The 23,847-nt window shown below is 37.1% G+C and carries 17 protein-coding genes; 16 read left to right on the top strand and 1 reads right to left on the bottom strand.

Annotation, left to right across the window (positions count from 1 at the left end; genetic code table 11):
- Positions 1–53: 53 nt before the first annotated feature.
- Positions 54–950 carry an alkaline phosphatase family protein gene (locus tag ADICYQ_RS22800; RefSeq protein WP_040417801.1) on the top strand — a complete coding sequence of 299 codons (897 nt, stop codon included), beginning with the start codon at positions 54–56 and terminating at the stop codon, positions 948–950.
- A gap of 531 nt (positions 951–1,481) precedes the next feature.
- Positions 1,482–3,143 (top strand): glycoside hydrolase family 140 protein, encoded by a 1,662-nt coding sequence (locus ADICYQ_RS22790; RefSeq protein ID WP_020893622.1) that lies wholly within the window; start codon positions 1,482–1,484, stop codon positions 3,141–3,143.
- Between the two features lie 112 nt (positions 3,144–3,255).
- Here the strand turns inward: ADICYQ_RS22790 and ADICYQ_RS22785 are convergent, their stop codons facing one another.
- A complete protein-coding gene (locus ADICYQ_RS22785) occupies positions 3,256–4,509 on the bottom strand; it encodes an outer membrane beta-barrel protein (RefSeq protein ID WP_020893621.1) in 1,254 nt (417 codons plus the stop codon).
- A 368-nt stretch (positions 4,510–4,877) separates the two neighbouring features.
- Between ADICYQ_RS22785 and ADICYQ_RS22780 the strand changes: the two genes are divergently transcribed.
- The 14 genes from ADICYQ_RS22780 to ADICYQ_RS22710 all read left to right on the top strand — a co-directional run bounded on the left by ADICYQ_RS22780 (position 4,878) and on the right by ADICYQ_RS22710 (position 23,727).
- Entirely contained in the window at positions 4,878–6,098 is a 1,221-nt protein-coding gene (locus ADICYQ_RS22780) for a sialidase family protein (protein ID WP_051160325.1), read from the top strand.
- 842 nt (positions 6,099–6,940) lie between these two features.
- Positions 6,941–9,649 carry a hypothetical protein gene (locus ADICYQ_RS22775; protein ID WP_020893619.1) on the top strand — a complete coding sequence of 903 codons (2,709 nt, stop codon included), beginning with the start codon at positions 6,941–6,943 and terminating at the stop codon, positions 9,647–9,649.
- A 52-nt stretch (positions 9,650–9,701) separates the two neighbouring features.
- Positions 9,702–10,205: a T9SS type A sorting domain-containing protein gene (locus ADICYQ_RS22770; RefSeq protein WP_020893618.1), complete on the top strand. Its 504-nt coding sequence runs from the start codon at positions 9,702–9,704 to the stop codon at positions 10,203–10,205.
- Between the two features lie 584 nt (positions 10,206–10,789).
- Positions 10,790–12,928, top strand: a complete 2,139-nt coding sequence (locus ADICYQ_RS27910; RefSeq protein ID WP_020893615.1) for an N-6 DNA methylase — start codon at positions 10,790–10,792, stop codon at positions 12,926–12,928.
- Positions 12,921–14,303 carry a restriction endonuclease subunit S gene (locus ADICYQ_RS22760; RefSeq protein WP_020893614.1) on the top strand — a complete coding sequence of 461 codons (1,383 nt, stop codon included), beginning with the start codon at positions 12,921–12,923 and terminating at the stop codon, positions 14,301–14,303. Before ADICYQ_RS27910 ends, ADICYQ_RS22760 begins: the two co-directional genes overlap by 8 nt.
- Before the next feature lie 16 nt (positions 14,304–14,319).
- The gene (locus ADICYQ_RS22755; RefSeq protein ID WP_020893613.1) at positions 14,320–15,471 is read left to right on the top strand and encodes a P-loop NTPase fold protein; all 1,152 of its coding nucleotides are present in this window, start codon (positions 14,320–14,322) and stop codon (positions 15,469–15,471) included.
- A 71-nt stretch (positions 15,472–15,542) separates the two neighbouring features.
- Positions 15,543–16,151, top strand: a complete 609-nt coding sequence (locus ADICYQ_RS22750; protein WP_020893612.1) for a hypothetical protein — start codon at positions 15,543–15,545, stop codon at positions 16,149–16,151.
- An 8-nt stretch (positions 16,152–16,159) separates the two neighbouring features.
- Entirely contained in the window at positions 16,160–16,426 is a 267-nt protein-coding gene (locus ADICYQ_RS22745) for a hypothetical protein (RefSeq protein WP_040417798.1), read from the top strand.
- Positions 16,423–17,076 carry a putative phage abortive infection protein gene (locus ADICYQ_RS22740; protein ID WP_020893611.1) on the top strand — a complete coding sequence of 218 codons (654 nt, stop codon included), beginning with the start codon at positions 16,423–16,425 and terminating at the stop codon, positions 17,074–17,076. Before ADICYQ_RS22745 ends, ADICYQ_RS22740 begins: the two co-directional genes overlap by 4 nt.
- 19 nt (positions 17,077–17,095) lie before the next feature.
- Complete coding sequence (locus tag ADICYQ_RS22735) at positions 17,096–20,266, top strand: type I restriction endonuclease subunit R (protein WP_020893610.1); 3,171 nt, start codon at positions 17,096–17,098, stop codon at positions 20,264–20,266.
- Positions 20,267–20,311: 45 nt separating this feature from the next.
- Positions 20,312–21,040 (top strand): hypothetical protein, encoded by a 729-nt coding sequence (locus ADICYQ_RS22730; protein WP_020893609.1) that lies wholly within the window; start codon positions 20,312–20,314, stop codon positions 21,038–21,040.
- Positions 21,041–21,438: 398 nt separating this feature from the next.
- Entirely contained in the window at positions 21,439–22,092 is a 654-nt protein-coding gene (locus ADICYQ_RS22720; RefSeq protein WP_020893607.1) for a hypothetical protein, read from the top strand.
- Between the two features lie 247 nt (positions 22,093–22,339).
- Positions 22,340–23,023 carry a hypothetical protein gene (locus tag ADICYQ_RS22715; protein ID WP_040417787.1) on the top strand — a complete coding sequence of 228 codons (684 nt, stop codon included), beginning with the start codon at positions 22,340–22,342 and terminating at the stop codon, positions 23,021–23,023.
- Between the two features lie 101 nt (positions 23,024–23,124).
- Positions 23,125–23,727 carry a hypothetical protein gene (locus ADICYQ_RS22710; RefSeq protein WP_020893604.1) on the top strand — a complete coding sequence of 201 codons (603 nt, stop codon included), beginning with the start codon at positions 23,125–23,127 and terminating at the stop codon, positions 23,725–23,727.
- The last annotated feature ends 120 nt before the right edge of the window (positions 23,728–23,847 follow it).

Here is a 23,847-nt window from a genome sequence, read left to right as displayed (position 1 = left end):
CCTACCAGAAAAGCCCTATTATTATGAATCAATTAATAATAAACCAAGTATAAATGAACTGTAAAAGAATAACTTTAATGCTGTTATTGCCAGCAATGTTACTGAGCGCTGGTGCCTTGCAGGCCCAGGTGAAAAAAGTAAAACATGTGGTATTGTTGGGTTTGGACGGCTTAGGTTCTTATGCCATTCCCAAGGCAGAAATGCCCAACTTAAAAAAGATCATGGAATCAGGAAGTTATAGCCTGAAAGCCAGAACGGTTTTGCCTTCATCAAGTGCCGTAAATTGGGCTTCTATGTTGATGGCTTCAGGACCTACAGCCCATGGATATACCGAATGGGGTAGCAAAACACCTGAAATTCCATCTGCGAAAATTGGTAATTACGGGATTTATCCTTCCATATTTGGCTTGATCAGGGAACAAATGCCCAAGGCAAAGACTGCTGCCGTTTTCAGTTGGGGTGGTATTGAATACTTGTTGGAAAAGGATGCCATCGATATAATCACTCATGTAGATGGGGATGATTTATGTACGGACAAGGCTGTGGAAATAATTGTTGAGGAAAAACCCAATTTTATGTTTATCCATCTGAATGAACCTGATGGAGTAGGACATGGCATTGGACATGATACCCCGGAATATTATAAGGAACTCAAAAATGTGGACAGAAGAATTGGGCTCATTTACCAGGCCATTGAAGAAGCGGGCATTGCTGATGAAACCATCTTTATGTTGTCTTCAGATCATGGAGGAGTCGGAAAAGGCCATGGAGAAAAAAGTCCTGAAGAAATATATATCCCCTGGATTATTGAAGGTAGAGGTATAAAAAAGAACCATGAGATTTCGGACCTGATCATGACCTATGATACAGGTGCCACCATTGCCTGGATATTTGGTTTGGAGATGCCACAGGTGTGGAGAGGTAAACCTGTGCTTGAAAGCATTAAATAAATTTCGGCGGGGATGGCTTTTCCTTTCCTTCCTAATAATAGGAAAAGTTACCGGGTAATAAGACCAAAATAACCTTCCTAAAGGCCTGATTAGAAATAATCCGGCCTTTTTTTGTTAAAGAAATCTTGAAAATATAAGGTTCAAGAGTGTACAGTATTTTCTTCAATAAAGGTTTCTTTGAATCATATGTACCTACTTTATTATAAACTATAACTGCCAAACCTTACCAAATCACCAACTTTTTTGAAAACAATTGATGAAATAGGCGCGATTTCTGTTTATTTGTATTGTCCGGATAATAAGGATGGTTTTACTATTTACATAAATCCCAACCTTGCTGGTTTTGTTGATAATCAGCGCCATGTTAAAATTAGCTGAGTGAAACATGTAAGGTTTTATCTCAACAAGAACCAATTGGTTAAAGAAATAGGCTGCGGAAATATAGGTATTTGCTATGATTCCGTTTACCGATACACTTAACTGTAGACAGTTAAACAATTACTGTCAAGTCAATAATATAAATTTAAGCCCATGAGAATTGTCTTTGCCCTCCTTGTCATTAGTAATTTTCTCTTTAGTTGTAATACCTCTCAATCCGAAAAAGCTGCCATTGATGCCCCACAGTGGGAGGAAATAGCACTGGTTTTTACAGCCGACAGTACCTACAGCAATCCTTATACGGATGTAGAAATGTATGCGGAGTTCATAGGTCCTGATGGACAGCAACTGCGTCGACCAGCCTTCTGGGATGGGGGACAAAACTGGGAAATCCGCTTTGCTTCTCCTATTGCCAATGGGGAATGGAAATGGCATACAATTGCTTCCGATAGCAGTGATAGCGGTTTACATGGTCAAGAGGGAAGTCTTAAAAGTGTGGCTTATACGGGTGACAATCAATTGTTGAAACATGGTTTATTGCGCATGTCTGAGGGCAAACGAAATGTGGTCCATGCAGATGGTACGCCTTTTATCGTGGTGGGAGATACCCCTTGGGCAATGCCATGGCGGGCAACCTATGCAGATGTGACACAGTATGCACAAGATCGTGGCGAAAAAGGCTTTAATGCTGCTTTACTTATGACCATTCAGCCTGATCAAGGCGCTACCGGTCCCAATGCCCGGGATACGGATCAGGGTTTTGCTGTTGCTTTTTCGGATTTGCCGGAGGGACATATCAATCAAATCAATGCGGATTATTTTCAGTACTTGGACAGCCTGATGGGTATACTTGTTGCAAATGAAATTGTGCCAGTCTACCAGCCGGTGTTTCATGGCTTCGGTTGGAAAGGAAAAGAGGTGCTGGGCAAGAATGTTGTTGCCGAAGAATATGCCCGTTATTGCAAATACCTTGTGGCACGCTATGGCGCACGTCCTGCCATATGGTTAGTGGGTGCCGATGGAATGGGCAAAGAAGTAGGGGTTAAAGAAGGGGGTGAAACCGTTGAAGCCTGGGATGCTTACCGCCAACCTACCGGAATTCACTACAATCCTTTTGATGATTTTATCCCTGAATGGGCTGATCCGGACACTTATGTAATTCATTACAATAAAGCCCATCAGGATGCCAATTGGCTGGATTTTCAGTGGGCTCAAACCGGACATACTGCCCAGAATATTTATAATAAAGTGGAGCAAATGTATGAAAACAAACCCACCAAAGCTGTGGCCAATGGAGAACCTACTTATGAAGGCATAAGAGATCCTGAAAATGGTTCAGGCTGGTGGCAAGGAGAAGAAGCCTGGATGCAACTTATGTCAGGAGGTACCATGGGAGTGGTTTACGGTGCTGGTGGTATGTGGCAGTGGAAAGTGAGCCCAGATGAAGCTGGATGGGCAAATTGGTCGAATTCTGAGGTGTCCTGGCGGGAAGCCTTGAACTTGGAAGGCAGTCGCTATGTGGGATTCATTGCCAAAGCCATGGAAGGGATGCCTTTCACAGATATGGAGAAGCGAAAAGACCTGGCAGGTGGGAAGCTTTGTCTGGCCAAGGCAGGAAAGTTCTATGTTAGCTACCTTAACGAAGGTGGAGAAATTACCTTGAGTGAATTGACTCCTGAGATGCCTTATCAATGGTTCAACCCCAAGACAGGTTCATTCTTAGAGGAAGCCAGAGTAACGGAAGCCATTCAGACCTTCACCGCCCCAGACAACGAACCATGGGTACTACTTGTTGGCAAAAGAGAAACCATTTAAAAAAAGCCCCACATCACCCTATCACCCCATCACCAAATCACTATATCACCAAATCACTCCATCACCACATCACCCATTGTTTTCCCCATTCATCAAACGGCCAAAAGCCTATTTAATTGAGTCGATAGTTCAGCAGTAAAAAATACCGCTCTACCCGTACCCCAAAAGCGGTGTAAGCAGACATGCCATTTCCTCTCTCATAGCGGAATTCTCCTGTCAGCCGTCCTTTGGTGGCACCCAAACCTATTATAACCCCTTGTTCATAGCTACGTGTTTCTTTCAAGATCTTGCCATCATCATTGGTTTCTGAAGTATAGAATTTCCTGAAGGTGGATTTTTTGTTGGTTTCACTCAGGGCAAAACCATTGGATATTCCCCCATTGACAAAAACTTTAAAATTATCTAGCTGATACCGATAGCGCAACATGTTATTTACTTTAAGGTAACCAAAGCCTAGCTTGCCTTCTACATTTCGGTAGTCATTTTCATTGGTAATGTCCTGAAAGCTTCCGCTTACGGTATAAGAAGTATATAATAGTTCGTTGTAAATGGACCATTTGCGTTCATTTCTAGGTAGTAATACATCAAGAAATACACCGGCGACTAGATCATAAGTGCTGGGAAAATTGAAACTTAGAAGATCTTCAAAACCTTCGGTTTGGTAAAATGAAAGGGATGTTGAGGATGCTCCTGTAACAATACCCAACTCGACAATCACTTTCTCCCTAACTTTTCTAAATGCGGGCACTCCACCTGTACATTCATAATACTTCAGAAAAATGTTTTCCAAACTTTTGCTGTCATAGCTGGCACCTTCAAGTGGGGCAATCATGTGCAAACAATTACCCAAATAGGAAGCCAGTTGACGCTTATAGGTTAAGTTTTCATCCTTGAGTTGCGTCCCGTTTTGCTCGACAAGAAACCACTTGTATTTCAGAAGGGTATAGTTGTTGCCTTCTTTGATATAGAAGTTTTGCTTCCCAGAAGATTTCATCCCCAGCAAGGACTTTTCACCCCCTACCAATGTTTGTAAAAAAACAGTATCCATTCTCACTTGTAAGGCGGAAGATTCACTGTGTACATAGACCGTATTGGTAGTCACTTCCTTCTCCACCACAGCGCCCACGTAAATTTCATCCAATACTCCAAATTCAGCGATGTCAAGGGCCTTGTAAACCTCTGCAATACCTTGTTGCTCCTGTTTGAAGAATACATTTTTGGGATTGTTATCCCAGTTTCTATAGTCGATTAAGCCAGGAACAATTTCCCCATCCAGGGTCTTCACATAGCCAGGTAAGTATTTTTCCTGCGATACCGCCTCATTAAAAATCAAGGTAAAAAATACAAAAACAAAAATAAATCTCATCGAATAAAAATTGTTAAAGTGTTCTATAAAATCCAAATATAAAGACAAATTTGGTTAATGTCCTTCTAATCCTTCCAAAAATAAAGGGATTTTAGTTCTCATTATTGGCCTTCAAACCACCACAAAAATTTCCTTGTTCTTTTTTGAATAGTGATTGTCTTTAAACCTATTCAAAAGATTTAAAATGAATTTTATTGATGAAAGCGCTTGAATAAACTCAAAAGGTAAAACCCCATAAAGTGTTATTTTTTAATTAGTTATGTGCTTTTGGTTAATCAAGATTTATGATTATTCTCTTCTCTGTATAAAAAATATAGAGATTATGGTTATTATTGATATTTAGTTAGGTAGAGAAGAACTAAAATCCTTTGGATAACAAACCTAAAGGGCTACTATTAAAATTGACTTTTACCTGTTTTGATTTCTTAATTTGTATCAATAAAATTTATTCTAGTGAGACAATCTGTATTTATCGCATTGCTTTTTATTATAGGTTCCTGTGCCAACCAAAACCCAAAAATGAATTTTGGAACGATGGCAAAGCCGTTTTTGAGTTAAGCGAGATTTTTGCATGCGAGCGTTTTCCCAATGTGGTGACGGCTAAGGATGGTTCTATTGTAGCCACCTGGGGGAATAAAAGTTACCAGGTGCGTAGGAGTGAAGATGGAGGGAAAAGCTGGGAGCCAATAATTACGATAGCCGAGCCCGGTTTTCAAGGAGGAGGAGTCATTGTGGATGAAAACAGTGGAGATATTTTGGCATTTGTAGAAGAGGGCCATCCCATTTCTCCTTTTAAAATGTACAGGAGCAAAGACAATGGGAAAACATGGGCAGTTGAAGAAACAAGCCTAGCAGGAGACAAGAATGGAAATGTACCTTCCATGCACATGAATGAACATGGCATTACTTTACAATTCGGTGAAAAGAAAGGCAGATTGATTCGCGCAACCCGCAATTATGATGGCGGAAACAACAAGGAATTTTGGCCCAACCATTATACCAATGCCATTTATAGTGATGATGCAGGGAAAACCTGGCACACAAGCGCCCCTTTTCCGGCCAATGGAACCGGTGAAGCCACGCTGACAGAACTTTCCGATGGAACCATCTACTACAATTCCCGCAGACACTTGTCCACCGATGTCTTAAACCCAAGAATGAGACATATTGCGCACAGTAAAGATGGAGGAGAGACCTGGGAAGGTCTATACGTCAGTGAAGAATTACCTGATGGAGACCAAAGCGGGGATTATGGCTTGATGGCAGGCTTGATTAGACTGCCAATCGAAGGGCATGATGTGTTGCTCTATAGCAATATAGTATCCAATGACGGCAGAAACCACGGAACCGTCTGGGCCAGCTTCGATGGTGGTAAAACCTGGCCAGTAAACAAACTAGTAGAGGAGGGCAAGTTTGCCTATTCCTCCATGACCACCGGAAGAGCCGGTACCCCAAGCGAAGGATTGATTTACCTATTCTTTGAAGGAGAAGGCGAAGATCCAAAAGGCTACTCAGGTAAAATGGCCATTTTCAACCTTGCCTGGCTTACGGGTGGTAAGGATTGGGAGGAGTTTTTTGATGATTATTAATTGTTAATTGTTAATGGTTAATTGTTAATGATTACGTTAAATCCGGAAACCTTCCAGGTTTTATTGATCATCAGCCTGATGTTAAAATTATGTGAGTGAAACCTGGAAGGTTTTATCCCTATTGGAACCAGCTGAATTAAGAAATTGGCTGCAGAATTTAGGTGTTGATTTTTAGATTACATAATACCCCTGTAATGGTGAGATTTGATGGTTGGGGGTGAGCTATTGGATTGGTAATTGATTGTTTAATGATTTGGTCAGCATTTTTGCTTTTTTAAACTTCAATCCGGACAAAATCGCTCACTTGATACATGATTTCGCTTTTTTTTCTGATTGAATGATGATTTCCATAGTTTATTGTCAAATACTTTTGATTTTAGTTTGAATACCACCTATGAAATGTGATCGTACATTCTAAACAAGACGATATTGTCCTGTAAGTGGATACTGTCTTGCATAACATAGAAAAAATCAATCCTTTCCTAACTGGTGATTTGCTCGACCATTAGGTGAGGGATGAGGAATACAAAGAGATCATTGAACAAGTAGATAACTTTAAGAAGTATCGGAAGTAAGAGAAAGAGGGCATTATAAAGTAAAAATAGTTTACAATATTAAAAATTTTTCACCTATGATTTTTAAACTCGGATAGAAAACACTAGGTGAAACAATAAATAAACTTTTTTTGTGTTTAAAATACATATTTGTGTATATGTGTAGATATTTAATCCTATATTTACGGGAGATAATTTGCGAATATTCTGATTTTATTTTTTTGAATTCATACAAATGATGCGAAAATCAACACTTATTTATTTTATAGTTTACATAATAAATTTTGAATGAAAGGACTTTTTTTCCCAATTGTTTTACTCTTTTTTACCATTTCTGCTAATGCTCAAATTTATAAAAAAGATTCTATTCGTCTTGCAAGTGTGTATGGAGAGGAGATAATGAAAGTAGCTTTTGACTATAATCCTAATGAAGAATTTTCCTTAGGTTGGCAAACTAAAACGGACACCTCTACCAATATATATGCACAATCATTTTCTCCCAAAGGGATACCGATAGGGAGAAAATTCAAGATAGCTTCTGTTCCTTTTAAATATAACTGGAGGTCTGATTTTGATATTGCGGTAGACAAAAAGGGGAATTCCATTGTGGTATGGAGTCATGTAGAAAAGCCTACAGAGTATATCGTATATTATCAAGTCTATAATCCCCAAGGAATCCCTTTTGATGAACCTCAAAAGCTTACAATAGCCTCAAAAGGTTCCGTAAACATATCCAAAAATGCTCAAGATGAATTTATTATTTCTTGGTTTTCAGGAAATGAAATTAAATCCCAGTTTTTTAATAAAGAAAAGAATAAAGAAGGAGCGCTAATAAATAGTTGGTATGTAGGTGCCCTATCTCCGCATACTTTTCCTATTGAACTTACGGATAGTAGCTATCTGGCTGTGGCCTCCTTTCGGAATCACACCAGTGCTAGCCCAACTGGTAGTGTAACGTTCGTAAATAAGGAAAGTGAAGTTTTAAATTATAGGGAACTGGGATCAAATAGTTGCTGTATGGCTGCTTTTGATATGGATTACGGAGAAATGAAAACTGTAATTTCTTTTTCCCTAGCTTCTTTTTCAAATTATCATCCAGATGGCACCTATTTGTCTTTTTTTTCTAATTTCAATGGTTCTCAATCTGATTTCCATTTGGATGAAGAACCCTCTTTATTGATACAGGTTTCTCAAAATAAGCAAGGTAAAGTATTCGCAGGAAGCAAAAGTAAATCAGGAAAAGTCAAAGTTTATTATTTAGAGAATTCCGGTCAACAAGTTTATGAACCCCTTGAAATGTGGGATGATATTGGTGAGAAAAGTATAGCATCAATAGATGTAAAACTTAGCAATGATGACCATGGTTCTATCATTTATGCCGTGAACGGAACAGAAGGTAATCATATTTACCTGCAGAAAACATTGTTTAAATCCAATAAACAGACTGAAGATATAATAGTTAATACCTCTTTCAGACAGCAAGCTGAATATTCTAAAACGCTAAGTACAGATAATAATCATTTAGTGATTTGGAATAATTATAAAGGTGAAAATAATGCTATTTTTGCTCAAAAATATGATTCTTTGTTCAATAAGGTCTTAGATGTTAAGCTAGTTGAAATCAAGGCAAACACAGCAATTGGGAGCTTAGAAGCGGCCATTGATAGTGCTGGTAATTTTATGATTCTTTGGAGGGAGGAAAACAGTCCCAATATATTTGCACAAAAGTTTGACATAAATGGTGTGCCGCTTACAGAGAAGTTTACTATAAATCAAGTTTTGGAATATGGCGTACCTCGAAATAGTGTTTTTCCAAAAATAAGTGCCAATAAAAGGGGGGATTTTGTTATTATTTGGTACAATGGAAATAGTTACTTAAATGCACGTTTAATAAAAGCAGATGGGTTTGATAGTGGTGAAAAAAGCATAGAAGGATGTTGTAGGACGGTTCCAGACTTCAACTATCTAAACGATTCAAAGGTATCAATAAATGACAATGGAAAGATTGTAATAGCCTCTAGAAGTGGGTACTACGACCTTTCAATTATGGTATATAATGAAGAATTTGAGGTATTAAGTAAATCGATGAATGAAAATCGACTTGGAGCAAATGGTGGCTTAGATATAAATATAAGCAATAATGATCAAATCCTCTTGGCATGGACATTTTTCTCTAAAACCGCAGTTAAAAGGTTTGATGAAAATGGAGCAGAAATTGGAGATGAGATGGTATTTACCAATGTTGATGGATTGAGATTACCCAGATTGGGCGTCAATTACAATGGAGATTTTTGCGTCATATTTAAAAAATCGAACTCAAGGCCAATCGAAATCCAAAAATTTAAGGCCAATGGTGAAAAAGATGGTGAAATTATTCGGGTCAATTCATTTCTTACTTTTCACCAACCTGAGGTTTCTTATAATTCCTCTAAACAGATTTTTGCTACTTGGGGAAGTTCTGCCTACACAAAATATGGAAAAGATTTATTGGTTAAAGGATTTTATGATAACTCTTCTATTCCATTTGGGTCTAAAGTCTATCACCAAAATGCTGATTTATATTCAGGTGACAGTATTGCTTTTGGAGGAGAATTTATTAAAAATGGTGGTCGATTTTCACATACTTATAAATCTAACATAGATTCCACCGTTCTTCTTACCGTAAATTTAATATTTAAAGATCCCCCTACGGCTCCTAAAAGTCTGACAAAAACTGAAGGGGACAAGTTTATACAATTGAATTGGGATGAGAGCGATAATGCATTTTTGAAACAGTATTTGATTTATCGAAGCACGACACCAGATAAAAATACTGCCACTCTAATAAATAGAACTAACCAGGGTTCTTATTTAGATTTTAATATAGAATACAGTGAGACCTATTATTATTGGGTAAGCATAGAAGATATTTCAGGAAAACAGAGTGAGTTTTCTAAGAGTGTAAAGGGATCTCCTCTAAATTATCCTCCTGCTAAAACCTCATCCTGCTTCTGCTAGAATTAGATTAGGAACTATAGAACTTTGGTGGAAAGCAAACTCAGAACCAGATTTGGTAGGGTATTATATTTTTTGGAGTTCATCCGATGATTTTTCCACGGCCATAAGAATCGGCCATTCCTATACAAAGAATTTTGTAGATCCTGGGAAATTGGAAAATGGTCCACGATATTACTGGTTAAAAGCTTTTGACCGAGAGGGTAATGAAAGTGAAATAAGTGATGTTGGATTTATATTAGTAAATAGTATTCCTGAGGAAATAACACCTCCTGAAGAAACACCCGCCCCTGAGGAAACTTTGCCTCCAGAGGAGACAAAGTTTTCTTTCGAATTTTTCCCCAACCCTTCTTATGACGCTATTTCCATAGTTCTTAACAAGCCTAGCAATATTTCGGAAATTATGATTGTGGATGTAATGGGGAAAAGTTCCAATGTCAATTGGAAACAGGCTGAAGATGAAACCATCGTTTCTGTAGCTTCACTACCGCCCGGAATTTATTATTTGTGGGTAGTCACAGTTTCTGATAAATATGGTGTGAAAATTATTAAGAATTAAACTTTGTTATAGAAAAAGGCAACCTTGCCTGGCTTACATATGGGAGGGGTTTTTAAATAATTATTAATTGTTAATGATTACGTTAAATCCGGAAACCTTCCAGGTTTTGTTGATCATCAGCCTGATGTTAAAATTAGGTGAGTGAAACCTGGAAGGTTTTATCTCTATTGGAAACAATTGATTAAAGAAGTTCGCTGCGGAATTTAGGTGTTAATTTTTAGATTACATAACATCCCTGTAATGGTGAGATTTTATGGTTGGGGGTGAGTCCTTAGATTGGTAATTAAATGTTTAATGATTTTGTCAGCATTTTTGACTTTTTTAAGCTACAATGCGGACTAAATCACTCACTTTAAACATGATTCCGCTTTTTTTTGATTAAATGATGATTTTCATGGTTTATTGTCAAATACTTTTGATTTTAGTTTGAATACGACTGCCAAAGTACATCAAATGCTTGCCAAGTTTTATATCTTTAGGGAACAGATAGGTGTTGGAGAATTTTCAACTTCCGATGCCCATCAATTGACACAATAAAAATCGCTATTGTGTCAATATCCATTATTTAATAATCAAACGCATTAATGGCCAAAAAACAGCCTAAAAAGAATCAAAAATCCATGGAGGAAACCCTCTGGGATTCAGCCAATAAATTAAGAGGAACGGTAGAGAGTTCTGAATACAAACACGTAGTATTAGGTCTGATCTTCCTGAAGTTTACTTCAGACAAGTTCGAAGAGCGGAAGGAAGAACTGATCTCTGAGGGTAAGGAAAAATACCTTGAGATGAGGGAATTCTACAATATGAAGAATGTCTTCTTTCTAGCTCCCGAAAGCCGTTGGTCGTATGTGATTGGGCATTCCAAGCAGGACGATATCGCACTTATCGTGGATACTGCCTTGCATACCATAGAGAAAAACAATCCTTCACTAAAAGGCGCTTTGCCGGACAATTACTTCTCCCGACTGAATCTGGACCCCAGCAAATTGGCGGCCCTTCTGGATACCGTGAACAATATCGATACGGTAGGGGATGCAGAGGAAGATGTGGTAGGTAGGATTTACGAGTATTTTCTAGGGCGTTTCGCAGCGGCCGAAGGAAAGGGCGGAGGAGAATTCTATACGCCCAAAAGTATTGTAAACCTGATTGCTGAAATGCTGGAGCCTTATAAAGGAAAGATCTATGATCCAGCTTGCGGTTCCGGTGGGATGTTTGTGCAGTCTGTACAATTTGTCAAAAGTCATCAGGGCAATACCAGGGATATTTCCATTTATGGTCAGGAATACACTGCCGTTACTTATAAATTGGCCAAAATGAACCTGGCTATCAGGGGTATAACTGCCAATCTTGGGGATGTACCTGCCGATACCTTTTTCAAAGACCAGCATCCTGATCTCAAGGCCGATTACATCATGGCCAATCCTCCCTTTAACCAAAGCCAATGGAGGGAGAAAAGCGAACTGGAGGATGATTCACGCTGGGCGGGATTTACTACCCCTCCGGCAGGGAATGCCAACTATGCCTGGATTCTGCATATGCTTAGCAAACTTTCCGAGAATGGAACAGCAGGCTTTGTTCTGGCCAACGGCTCCATGAGCAGCAATACCTCAGGAGAAGGAGATATCCGCCGTGAATTGATAGAAAAAGACATGGTGGACTGTATGATTGCCTTGCCAGGACAATTGTTCTACACTACTCAGATTCCGGTCTGTCTCTGGTTTATAACTAAAAACAAAGCAAGACGTCCGCATCCAGAAAATCCAACAAAAGAATTCCGCGATAGAAGAGGAGAGACCCTCTTCATAGATGCCCGTCAACTCGGCTCCATGATCGACCGCACCCAAAAAGAACTCACCAAAGAAGACATATCCCAAATCGCCAACACCTACCACACCTGGCGCAACCACGTCCCTTCAAGCACGAACCAGATGGCCAAAGGCCAATCTGCCCAAAGCTCCCCTCCTTCCCAAGGAGGGGTGGCCGAAGGCCGGGGTGGTTATAAAATAAACAACCTTCCCCACCTAAAAACCTTCAGGAAAGAACTTAGAAACAACCTAACTCCTGCTGAAGCCAGCTTATGGACGCTATTGCAAAACAAAAAACTGGATGGTAGGAAATTCAGAAGACAGCATAGTGTGGGAAATTACATACTGGATTTTTATTGTCCTTCAGAAAAACTGGCCATTGAATTAGATGGGCAGGGACATTTCAATGAGGTTCAAGCAGAATATGATCGAGAGCGGGATTTGTTTATAAATGCCTTTGGTATCAAAGTCCTGCGTTTCGAAAACAAAGAAGTTTTCGAGAATACGGAGTCAGTTTTAAATGCCATAAAAGAGGAGTTTGGCTGGTATAAAAACCACCCCGCCTTACAGGAACCCGGGGAAGATCTAGAAAAGAACCACCCCGCCTTGCAGGCAGCCCAGGAAGATCTAGAAAAAAACCACCCCGCCTTGCAGGCACCCCTCCTTTGGAAGGAGGGGAATTACAGGTACGAAGACATCCCCGGCTATTGCAAATCTTCCATACTTTCCGAGATCCAAGCCAACGACTACGTTCTGACTCCTGGGCGATATGTTGGGGTGGCAGAGGAAGAGGACGATGGGGTTCACTTCGAGGATAAAATGACGGAGCTGACGGCTGTACTGAAAGAACAAATGGCTCAAGCTGAGCATTTGGATCAAGCTATTTTGGAGAACTTAAAAGCTTTGGGGTATGAGTGAGTGGAAAGAACTAAAATTGGTTGATTGCACGATTAATGGAAATATTTCCTACGGAATCGTTCAGCCAGGACAAGATGATCGTTATGGGGTGCCAATTATACGGGTAAATAATTTCAAGAATGGGATGTTGGATACAGATTCAGTTCTAAAAGTAGAATCTAACATAGAAGCTAAGCATTCCAAAACAAGACTAAAAGGTGGTGAAGTATTATTGACTTTAGTGGGTTCTACTGGCCAAACAGCCATAGTTCCTGAAAAATTAAAAGGCTGGAATGTAGCACGAGCGGTCGCAGTGATTAGGGTAAAACCGGAAATTGGAGCAAAATGGATTAACCTTTGGCTCAGATCAAGTAAAGCTAGCCAGCACTTAAATTCTAGAGCTAATACAACAGTTCAAAAAACACTGAACCTTAAGGATGTTAAATCTATTCCTATATCAATCCCACCTGAATCCGAAAGAAAGTCGGTAGAGCACATAATTTTTTCTATCGATGATAAGATTGAGCTAAACCGTCAGATGAACCAAACACTGGAAGCCATGGCGCAAGCCTTGTTTAAAAGCTGGTTTGTGGACTTTGATCCGGTGATGGACAATGCCTTGGCAGCAGGCAATGATATTCCCGAGGGATTGCAGGAAATGGCGGAGAAGCGAGCATTAGTCCCACATTCAAAAAAACTAATCTCAAAGTCCCCTGAGCTTGCCAAAGAATTTCCTTCTTCCTTTGTATATAATGAGACGCTGGGGAAATGGATTCCTGAGGGGTGGGAGGTGAAGACCATTGGAGTTATAACGGCTAAAGTTACAGATGGAACTCATTCTACTGTCAAAGATGACCCAGATGGAAATTGCTTTCTTCTTAGCTGTAAAAACATAAAAAATGGACAAATTCTTATTACTGAAAATGACCGAAAGATAAATTCACAAACACTTCAACAACTCCGTAAAAGAACAGGTCTTCAAATAAATGATGTGCTACTAACGACTGTGGGCACTATAGGTGAAGTTGCCCTTGTCACTAAAGTCCCTAACAATTATGAACTTCAGAGGAGTGTTGCCATTATTAGAGGGGATGACAGTAAAGTTCTCCACCATTTTCTTCATCAATATATTAAGAGTAAATTTTTTCAAAATGAAGCTTTAAATAGATCAAAAGGTTCTGTCCAAACTTGTTTGTTTCTTGGCGCAATAAATAGTGTACCAGTTTTAATGCCTACATACAAAATAATAGAATCATTTCAAAATAATATTGAAAGTAGCCATTTGAAAATAGTATTAAATCAAGAACAATCTAAAACCCTTACAAAACTTCGAGATTCTTTATTGCCGGAGTTGATTAGTGGGAGGGTGAGGGTGCAGGATGAAATTATAAAATGATAAATAATTTTTATTTATGGACAAAGATCGAATAATAGAATCAATAGATCAATATTTAAAAAATCCTATTACAGATTATGCTGTTTTAATTAAAGGAGAATGGGGTATTGGGAAAACCCATTTTCTAAAAGAAGAGATATATTCATTAATGAAGAAATCAGGCTTTAGGCCCATCTATAAAAGCCTAATTGGATTAAATCCAAAAACACAACTTGAAAAAATAATTTTAAAGGAAATTAATCCATTCCTTAATTCAAAAAGTAGATCATCTGTATCCATCGAAGCGGAATTCATTGAATCCGTAGTTAATGGAGGAGAAAAACCAATTTCCAAATTTCCCAAAAATATTGTTCTATGTTTTGACGATTTAGAAAGAATGAATCCCGATTTTTTTGAAAGTGCAATGGGTGTAATTAATATTTTTATTGAACATCACAATACAAAATGTATTTTTGTTTGTAATGAAAACCAAATTGAAAATTTATTTAAAAACTACATAAAAATAAAAGAAAAGTATATAAGATTCACATTTGATTATAATCCATTTCTAGAAAGTATAATTTTAGAAAATATAGAAGGTTTAGAAAAAAAATATAAAGACTCTTACAATGTCTCTGTTATTCTAGATGTTTTTAAAATAGGTGGGACAGATAACTTACGAACATTGTTTTTTGTGTTATCTACTTATCAACAAGTTCTGGTTGAAATTGAAGAACTTAAAATTGGAATAAAACATAAAACTGAAATACTGGATTTAATTTTAACATATATATGTTTCTATGCAATTGAGTCAAAGAGAGGAAACTCATTTACTTTACTTGATAAGATAACTATTGTAAATAGTGACAATAATTTTAGAAACTTCCTTGATAACGAAGAATATTTTGATTTTGATGGGGAACCGATTCAAACACAAGATGAACACTCAAATGAATTAGCAATAATTCAAAACAGATATTTTCAGGAATCATCTTTCAAATTTGAGCGTTTTGAAAGTGTAGCGGAATTGATAAAGACTGGCTTTCTAAACAGTGAATTACTGAAGAAAGATATATTATCTGTTAATAGTACTTTTGAAGAAATTGAGATTCAAGAAAGAAAAGATAAAGTATTAAAGATTCTTGATAATATTTTTGAATTATCTGATTCAGAAATAAAAGAAAAATAGACTTAATAATTGAGGAAGTTCAAGAAGGGGTTTTTGATTTGCCAAATTATTTAAAGTTATATAGAGATTTAGTGCACCTTGAATCATTTAATGTAGAAGGAGTTGAAGTATCTAAAGAGATTACCGAAAAATTTAGAGATGGTGTAAGGAAAGCAGTTAAAAATGGTAAAGTAAAATTTGTTTACAATTTTTTATTCCAGTTTCAATGGTATAAAGAGGATAAAAGTGAATATGCTAAGAAATTTAGATCATTCGCTGAGTATGTTAATCAATTGAATGATTCTATTAAGGATTCTGATATTATTTTTGATTTTGAAAAATTAGTTAAAGTTCTCCATAATAATGATTTTGATTTAAATGTAAACATGCTTAATAGTGAATCTGATATAAGGTTTTTGAAAGAGGATGCGGAAAAAATATATGACGCACTTATTAAGGCTAATGCCAAGACTTCGAATAATTTTTACAGTTCAATTATGGACAGATATGCTAATGAAGGAACCACAATATCTCATTTATTAAGAAATGAAAGGGGTTTTATTCTTTCATTGCATCAGATTCTTTCAAATGATGAAAGTTTATTTTTGAATAATCCAAAACCATTGAGTAGGCTCCCGTTAGTGTTTCTTAAAGATTATCTGAAAAATTTAATTCAAAAATATTCAAAAATATTAAACTAAATTTTACAATGAAGAAAATATATTTTTTGATAGTTATTTTTGTTTTTACAAGCTTAATTTTATATTGTCAATATAAATTATGGGCTTATAATGCCTACTTTGATTCAAGTAAAAAAATTGATTATGAAGCGTTTGGTACATATGGTGATTTTTTTGGTGGAGTAATTGGGACTTTATTTGCTGTAATTGGTGTTATTTATGTTTATAATACCTATCATAATCAAACTATTTTTCATAAAAAGAACAAATTGAAAGTCGGTTTTTTGAGTTGTTGAAACTTCATGAAAAAAATGTAGAAGAACTTAAAACTATTGATAGGGACATTTTTAATTTGTATTTAAAGAACATTAAGAACTTTGTTTCTATCATCGAAAAATTCAAGGAGGAAAATTCAATTATTTGGAATAATGAAGAGGTAGTAAAATTAGGTTATCTTTATTTTTTTTATGGTGCATCTGAATTTACATCTGAAAGGATAATTGATATGACTATCAATGTATCAGATGTTAATAAATTTAATAAGTATATAAATATATTAGGAATTGAATATAAGGGAGCATTCCCAACACTTGGCAAGTATTTTAGGCAACTTTTTCAACTGGTAACTTATATAGACGGGAAATCAGAATTGGATTATTTTGAAAAAGAACAATACATAAAATCACTTAGAGTAAGATTAAATATTGAAGAACAATATTTATTGTTTTTAAATTCTTTGGTTTCAAACGGATTAGATTGGGAGATAAGGAAAAAACATAAAAATCAAAAGTTAATTACCAAATATAATTTGCTGAAGAATATCCCAAAAGAATACCCTCAAATCAACGGTGTTGATTTTCAAACCATTTACCCAAATATTCAATATGAGTACTTGGGAGATGATAAATCTGACGAAAGAAAAAAGTTAGAAAATTTATATACATAATAAATTCTGATTGCACCAAATGAAATTCACCGAATCCCAACTTGAACAGGCCTTTATCTCGCTTCTGGAAGCGCAGGGTTATCCTTATGTGCAAGGGGATGCGCTTGTACGTGGAAAGGAAGAGGTGTTGTTACGTGATGATTTGCAGGCTTTTCTTCAGGAATCTTATGCAGCGCAGAAGATTACCCCCGCGGAAATCTTCGGGATCATTCGTGAATTGGAAAAACTACCGGCCTCAGATCTCTATGAGAGCAATAAAACAGTTATGGATTGGGTACGTGATGGTTTTCTGCTAAGACGTGAGAATCACGAACACAAGGATATTTTCATCTCCCTGATCGACTACGAAAATCCAGAAAAGAACATATTTAAAATCGTCAATCAGCTTGAAATTCAGGGGTTTGAAAAGCGCATTCCAGATGGGATACTCTATGTAAATGGCTTACCACTAGTCGTTTTTGAATTTAAGTCAGCCATAAGGGAGGAAGCTTCCTTGCATTCGGCCTATGTTCAGCTGACTACCAGATACGAACGGGATATTCCAGACCTATTCAAGTACAATGCCTTTTGCGTTATCGGTGACGGTGTGAATACCAAGGCTGGAAGTTTTTTTGCTCCTTATGAGTTCTTCTACTCATGGAGGAAGATCGCAGGTTTGGACAAAGAGATCGATCCACAGTCTGGACTTTCTACCAAAGTGCATGGGATAGACTCCATGTACACGTTGATACTGGGTATGCTGGACAAGCAACGATTTTGTGACATTGTTCATAATTTCATTTACCTACCGGATAGTTCCAGGAAGGATGAGAAGATCCTATGTCGCTATCCACAGTATTATGCGGCTACCAAGCTTTTTGAGAACATCAAACAGCATCAGCTTCCTCATGGGGACGGCAAGGGCGGAACCTACTTTGGAGCCACAGGATGTGGGAAGAGCTTTACCATGCTGTACCTTACCCGTTTACTGATGAAGAGTGTGGATTTTGCCAGTCCTACCATTGTGCTGATTACGGACCGCATGGACCTGGACGATCAATTAAGTGCACAATTTACCAATGCCAAGGACTTCATTGGAGACAATGTGATCAAGTCGGTAGTAAGTAGGGCTGATCTCAGGGAGGAACTAAAGGGAAGAAACTCCGGAGGAGTTTTTCTAACCACAATTCACAAGTTCAATGAGGATACCGAATTGCTTACGGAGCGGAGCAATGTGATTTGTATTTCAGACGAGGCCCACCGAAGCCAGACAAATCTGGATCAGAAAGTCCGTGTTACGGATCAAGGAGTGAAGAAGAGCTTTGGTTTTGCGAAGCATCTACATGATTCCCTGCCCAATGCCACTTATGTGGGTTTTACCGGAACACCTATTGATGCCACTATGGATGTTTTTGGGGACATAGTCGATACCTATACCATGACCGAATCGGTAATGGATGAGATTACGGTGAGGATAGTCTATGAAGGGAGGGCGGCGAAAGTATTGCTTGAAAACCATAAGCTTCAGGAAATAGAGGCCTATTACAATAAAGTCGCTAAAGAAGGAGCGAATGAATACCAGATCGATGAGAGCAAGCGTCAGATCAGCCAGATGAGAACGATTTTGGGAGATCCAGGACGAATTGAAGCCATTGCAAAAGATTTTGTAAATCACTACGAAACAAGAGTAGAAGAAGGAAGCACCCTTCTTGGGAAAGCGATGTTTGTTTGTAGCACCCGTGAGATTGCCTATATGCTTTATCAGGAAATCATTGGCTTGAGACCTGCTTGGGCGGAGGTTTTGGTAGCCGAACAGGGCGTGGAGTTGACTGAAAAAGATCAGAGAGAACTTAAGCCCATGGCTCGGGTAAATATGGTGATGACTCGAAGCAAGGATGATGTTAAAGAGCTTTGGGATGCTTTGGGGACTCAGGAATACAGAAAGGAATTGGACAGGCAGTTTAAAAATGCCAAGAGTAACTTCAAGATAGCCATAGTAGTGGACATGTGGTTGACGGGTTTTGATGTGCCTTTTTTGGATACCATGTACATAGACAAACCCATACAGGAACACAGTTTGATTCAGACGATTTCAAGGGTTAACCGGAAGTTTGAAGGAAAGTCAAAAGGCCTGGTAGTGGATTATATCGGAATTAAAAAGCAGATGAACCTGGCGCTGAAGCAATATTCAACCATGGATAGCCAAAACTTCGAGGATATTGAGCAGTCCATTGTAGTGGTGAAGGACCATATGAATTTATTGGAAGCTATACTTCATAAATTCGACTACAGCAATTATTTCAATGGTTCTCCATTGGAGCAATTAAATACGCTCAATATGGCCGCTGAATTTGTGCAGTTGACCAAGCAATTGGAAAAGCGCTTTATGAATTTAGTGAAACGGATGAAGGCAGCTTATGACATTTGCTCAGGTAGTGCGGCCTTTAGCAATGCTGAGAAAGATAAGATTCATTTTTTTATAGCGGTCAGGTCCATCGTGTTTAAATTGACCAAAGGCGAGGTTCCAGATACCGATCAGATGAATGCAAAAGTTCGAGAGATGATTCATGAGGCCATTTTAAGTGAAGGCGTAGAGGAGATTTTTAAGCTTGGGGAGGATGATCAGAAGCAGGTGGATATCTTTGAAGCTGATTACCTGGCCAAGATCGATAAAATCAAATTGCCCCACACAAAGATCAAATTGCTGCAAAAGCTATTGGCGAAAGCCATTGATGAGTTTAAGCAAATCAACAAGGTAAAAGGCGTCGATTTCTCTAAAAAGATGCAGCATTTGGTGGAGAAGTACAATGAACGCAAAGAAGCTGATGTGCTTCAAAGTGAGGTATTGGAAGACTTTACCAACGAAATCATAAACCTTTATTATGCCATGAAAAAGGAGAAGGATTCCTATGCGGAGATGGGAATTGATTTCGAAGAGAAGGCCTTTTATGATATTCTGAAAGAACTGGCGGTAAAGTATGACTTTGTTTATCCTGAGGACAAGTTGATTCACTTGGCGCAGTTGGTAAAGGACGTGGTAGATGACAAAGCAAAGTATACCGATTGGAGCAAGCGAGACGACATCAAGGCCGAATTGAAAGTAGACCTGATAATATTATTGGCCGAAAATGATTATCCTCCTGTGGACAGGGATGAGGTATACAAAGAGATCTTTGAACAAGCAGAGAACTTTAAGAAGTACCAGAGGTGATTATAAATATGAGGTTTTAAGTAAATTAAATAAAGAATTAAATCGATGTATAATTTATTGGTTTCTGGAGAAGAAAATGCTTGGGAAGGGAAAATGTACAGCTTAACCAAAGAAAGATGTGTAAAAGTAGCTGAATATACTCCAATTGCTATTTCTGAACGGCTAGGAAAGTTTACGCTAGATGCCAAAAAAGAGCTAATGAGTTATCCCTGTATATTTGCCTACGAAGGTTTCCATGAAGCTCCAAAACTTGGATGGCTGACGAGTATCAGGGAAAAATCAAACACAATAACGATAGAGTTTCGTATAGAAGAGCTTAGTCCTTGGGTAACAGTTGATCAGTTTCGAGAATTAGCTCCAATTCTTGATATTGTTGGCTTTGAATCCTTTAGAACCCATTGGGCAGTTAAGGATGTAGAGCTTATTGAAGAATTAAAACCTTATGGGGTGATATTGCCTAAAGCGTTCGCTGGGAAGAAATTTAATGTGCGCAATCCTGAAAAAATTGATTTTGATGTAGCTTTTTCTTTTCCTGGAGAATCACGTCCATACGTTGAAGAAGTATTGAAAAAGTTAAAGGAGTTGTTGCCTTATTCTCCTATATTTTATGATAAAGACTACCAAGCATTCCTAGCACGTCCTCAACTGGACATTTATCTTGGAAATATTTATAAGAATAAATCTAAGTTATTGGCTGTATTTTTATCTAAGGATTATCAGAATAAGTCATGGTGTGGTTTAGAATGGAGAGTAATTAGAGAGGTGATTTTTTAAAAGAGAGCACGAAAAAATAATTTTTATAAAAATGGATGATGGTGAGGTTGAAGGGGTATTATTAACGGATGGCTATATTGATGGGAGAATATTTACCCCTGAGGAAGTTGCAAACTTCATTTTTCAAAGGGTTGATGATATAGAAAACTAATTGATTTATAACTTAATTTACGATACAAGTGATTTTTTAAATTATATTATTATTTATAAATTAACTGGAAAAAAGTATTTTGTGATGAAAATTGAAAAGTTAGGTTCTTTACATGGAAACAACATAATCTGGCGATATATGTCTTTGGAGAAATTTATAGATCTCATCTTAAATAGATCTATTTATTTTGCAAATGCTAGAAAGATGGAAGATAAATTTGAAATGGAAATACCTATTAATTCTTTAGATGAGAGAAGGAGAGACTATCTCGAAAGGGGTAAATCTTCAATTAGTGTTAAAATCAACTATGGAGAAAGAAGTCTCGGTAGCAAAGAGGTTCAAAGAAAATACGTATGTTAATTGCTGGTCACTCAATAACGCAGAATCTTATGCACTTTGGAAAATTTATTTAGGAGGTTCTATTAATGGGGTTGCAATAAAAAGCACTGTTTCAAAATTAATTCACTGTCTTGAAACTATAGATAAAAAAGCTGAATTAACTTCTGAAATTATCCCAGAATCTATAGAAATGAATATTCCACTATTGCAAATTGATAGGCTGAAAATTGGAGAAGTTTCTTATAAAAATCATATAGAACGATCTAATTTCACTAAAACCAATCTAGCGATTACTAAAAAAGAGTTTTACGAGTACGAGAAAGAAATTAGAGTTTTCGGTACTTCAAATAACCAGTATTTTTCTGAATCTCCTGAAGAGTATGATTTATCTATTTCTGATGGTTTTCATGTCGGTATTGACATTGATGAATTGATAGATAGTATAGTGATATCTCCATATTCCCCTCTGTGGTTTAAGCATAACTTAAAAGTTCTCATCACAAAATTAAATAGCAGCTTAATTGATAAAGTAAGTGATTCTGAGATAATGATAAATAGCTGAAAGTTTCGAAATCCATTATTAGATCATCCTACAGTCCTAGTGGTAATTTAGACAATAAATTGAAAGTTTATTCAGCAAGACATGAAGTGATTAGAGAAACCTACGCCTATATCATAGAAAATAAATTCTTTTCGTCAATATTCTCTGACTTTGATAAATCCTTTCCAGGTAATGAGTTGTCGAAGCTTAAGAAACTTGACTTTATTTTTTGGAGCTATGGCAAGCTTATATAAAAATATATTTACCAATGATCTTTAATGTTACTTTAATTTTTTCCAGACATGAGGAAGGTGGATTATGTACCTCCGATGCATTACTGCAGCTTATAGAGAGTACTAATCCAGAAGTAATTTTTGAGGAACTGTCCCATTCCACCTATCAGGAATCTTATGTTCAACAGACTCTGAATAACTTAGAGTCAGTTGCTATTAAAAAGTATTTGACTATCAAGAATGTAATACATCTTCCAGTAGATACTTATGATCTTCCAAAAGATTATTACAAAAATTTAGATTATTTACATAACAAGATGGCGTATAAGGCAGGGGAGCATTCATTTCAATTAAGAAGTTTTTTAGACAATATGATTTCATTGGGAAATCAGCATGCATTTAGAATATTCAATAGTGATCATATTGATGTGATAATTGAAAAAATGGATATCCTTAAAGAAAGAATCTTAATCTTCTTAAATGATGAAGATTTAAATCGAATAGCTCTCTTAGAAAAAGAAGTTATTGAAAAGCGTGAAGATGTTATCCTTGATAACGTTTACAAGTACAGCAAGGAAAACAATTATACTAGTGGCTTAATGTTTATTGGGTCAGGGCACAGGAAATCCATCCTGAAAAAGATTGCAGAGCGATGGAAAACCGAAGACATTAAGATCAACTGGCAATTTTATTCAGATTTAGAATGGAAATTAAAATAAAGACTAAAGACAGAGAGGAAGTTTGTAGGGAGATCTTTGAACAGGCAGAGAATTTTAAGAAGTATCAAGGGAGGTAAAACTAATTTTAAACAACTATAGATATGGCAGAAGAAAATAAAAGTTTTTGGAGCAATTTACCAGCGTTACTTACTTCAATAGCTGGACTAATTACAGCAATCGTAGGGATCTATATCTACCTAGATAGTCGTCCACCAGAAAACTTGTCAAATGATGAAGTGCAGAAAACAGAGGCGTCACTTAAAAATCAGGCTAATGTTACCACATCAGAAACAACAAGTAATCCTAAAGAACAACAAGTTTCTACAACATCGGAACAAATAAATGAAGAGGAACTTATTGAAAAACCCGAAGTCATAAGTTTGCCTAAAAAGGATAAGATTGAATTGGCTTACACCACAATCTTGAGTGGACAGGTAGTAAAAGTTGGTAATTATTTACCCATAGATGATGGGAAATACAGTCTATTTCCAAACAATGTTAGTGAAAACCCTGAAGTGGCTGACATTGAAATTAAGAATTCAAGTCAAGCGTCCATAGCCACATCAAAATTGTATCCAGGGGATTATTATATTTTTGAAGACACTCAATATTCTTATAAAGTGAGATTGTTACGGGTTAAAATAAGAAACTTCGGAGCCAACTATGCCTATTTTAATGTGGAAAGAGCTTCAAAAATCCAATAAGATAGCATCGTTCCCGATGAATCGGGACAGGCTATGCCTTTCTAGCAATGAAGGGTAAACAACCTAGCCTTACATTCTTACTACAACCATGTAATTAGAAATTTTGTAAACGTGGTAGTT

Origin of the sequence: Cyclobacterium qasimii M12-11B (genome assembly GCF_000427295.1) — a bacterium.
GTDB lineage: Bacteria > Bacteroidota > Bacteroidia > Cytophagales > Cyclobacteriaceae > Cyclobacterium > Cyclobacterium qasimii.
Note: the sequence above shows the minus strand (reverse complement) of the source record. Positions and strands in the feature narration are given on the sequence as shown.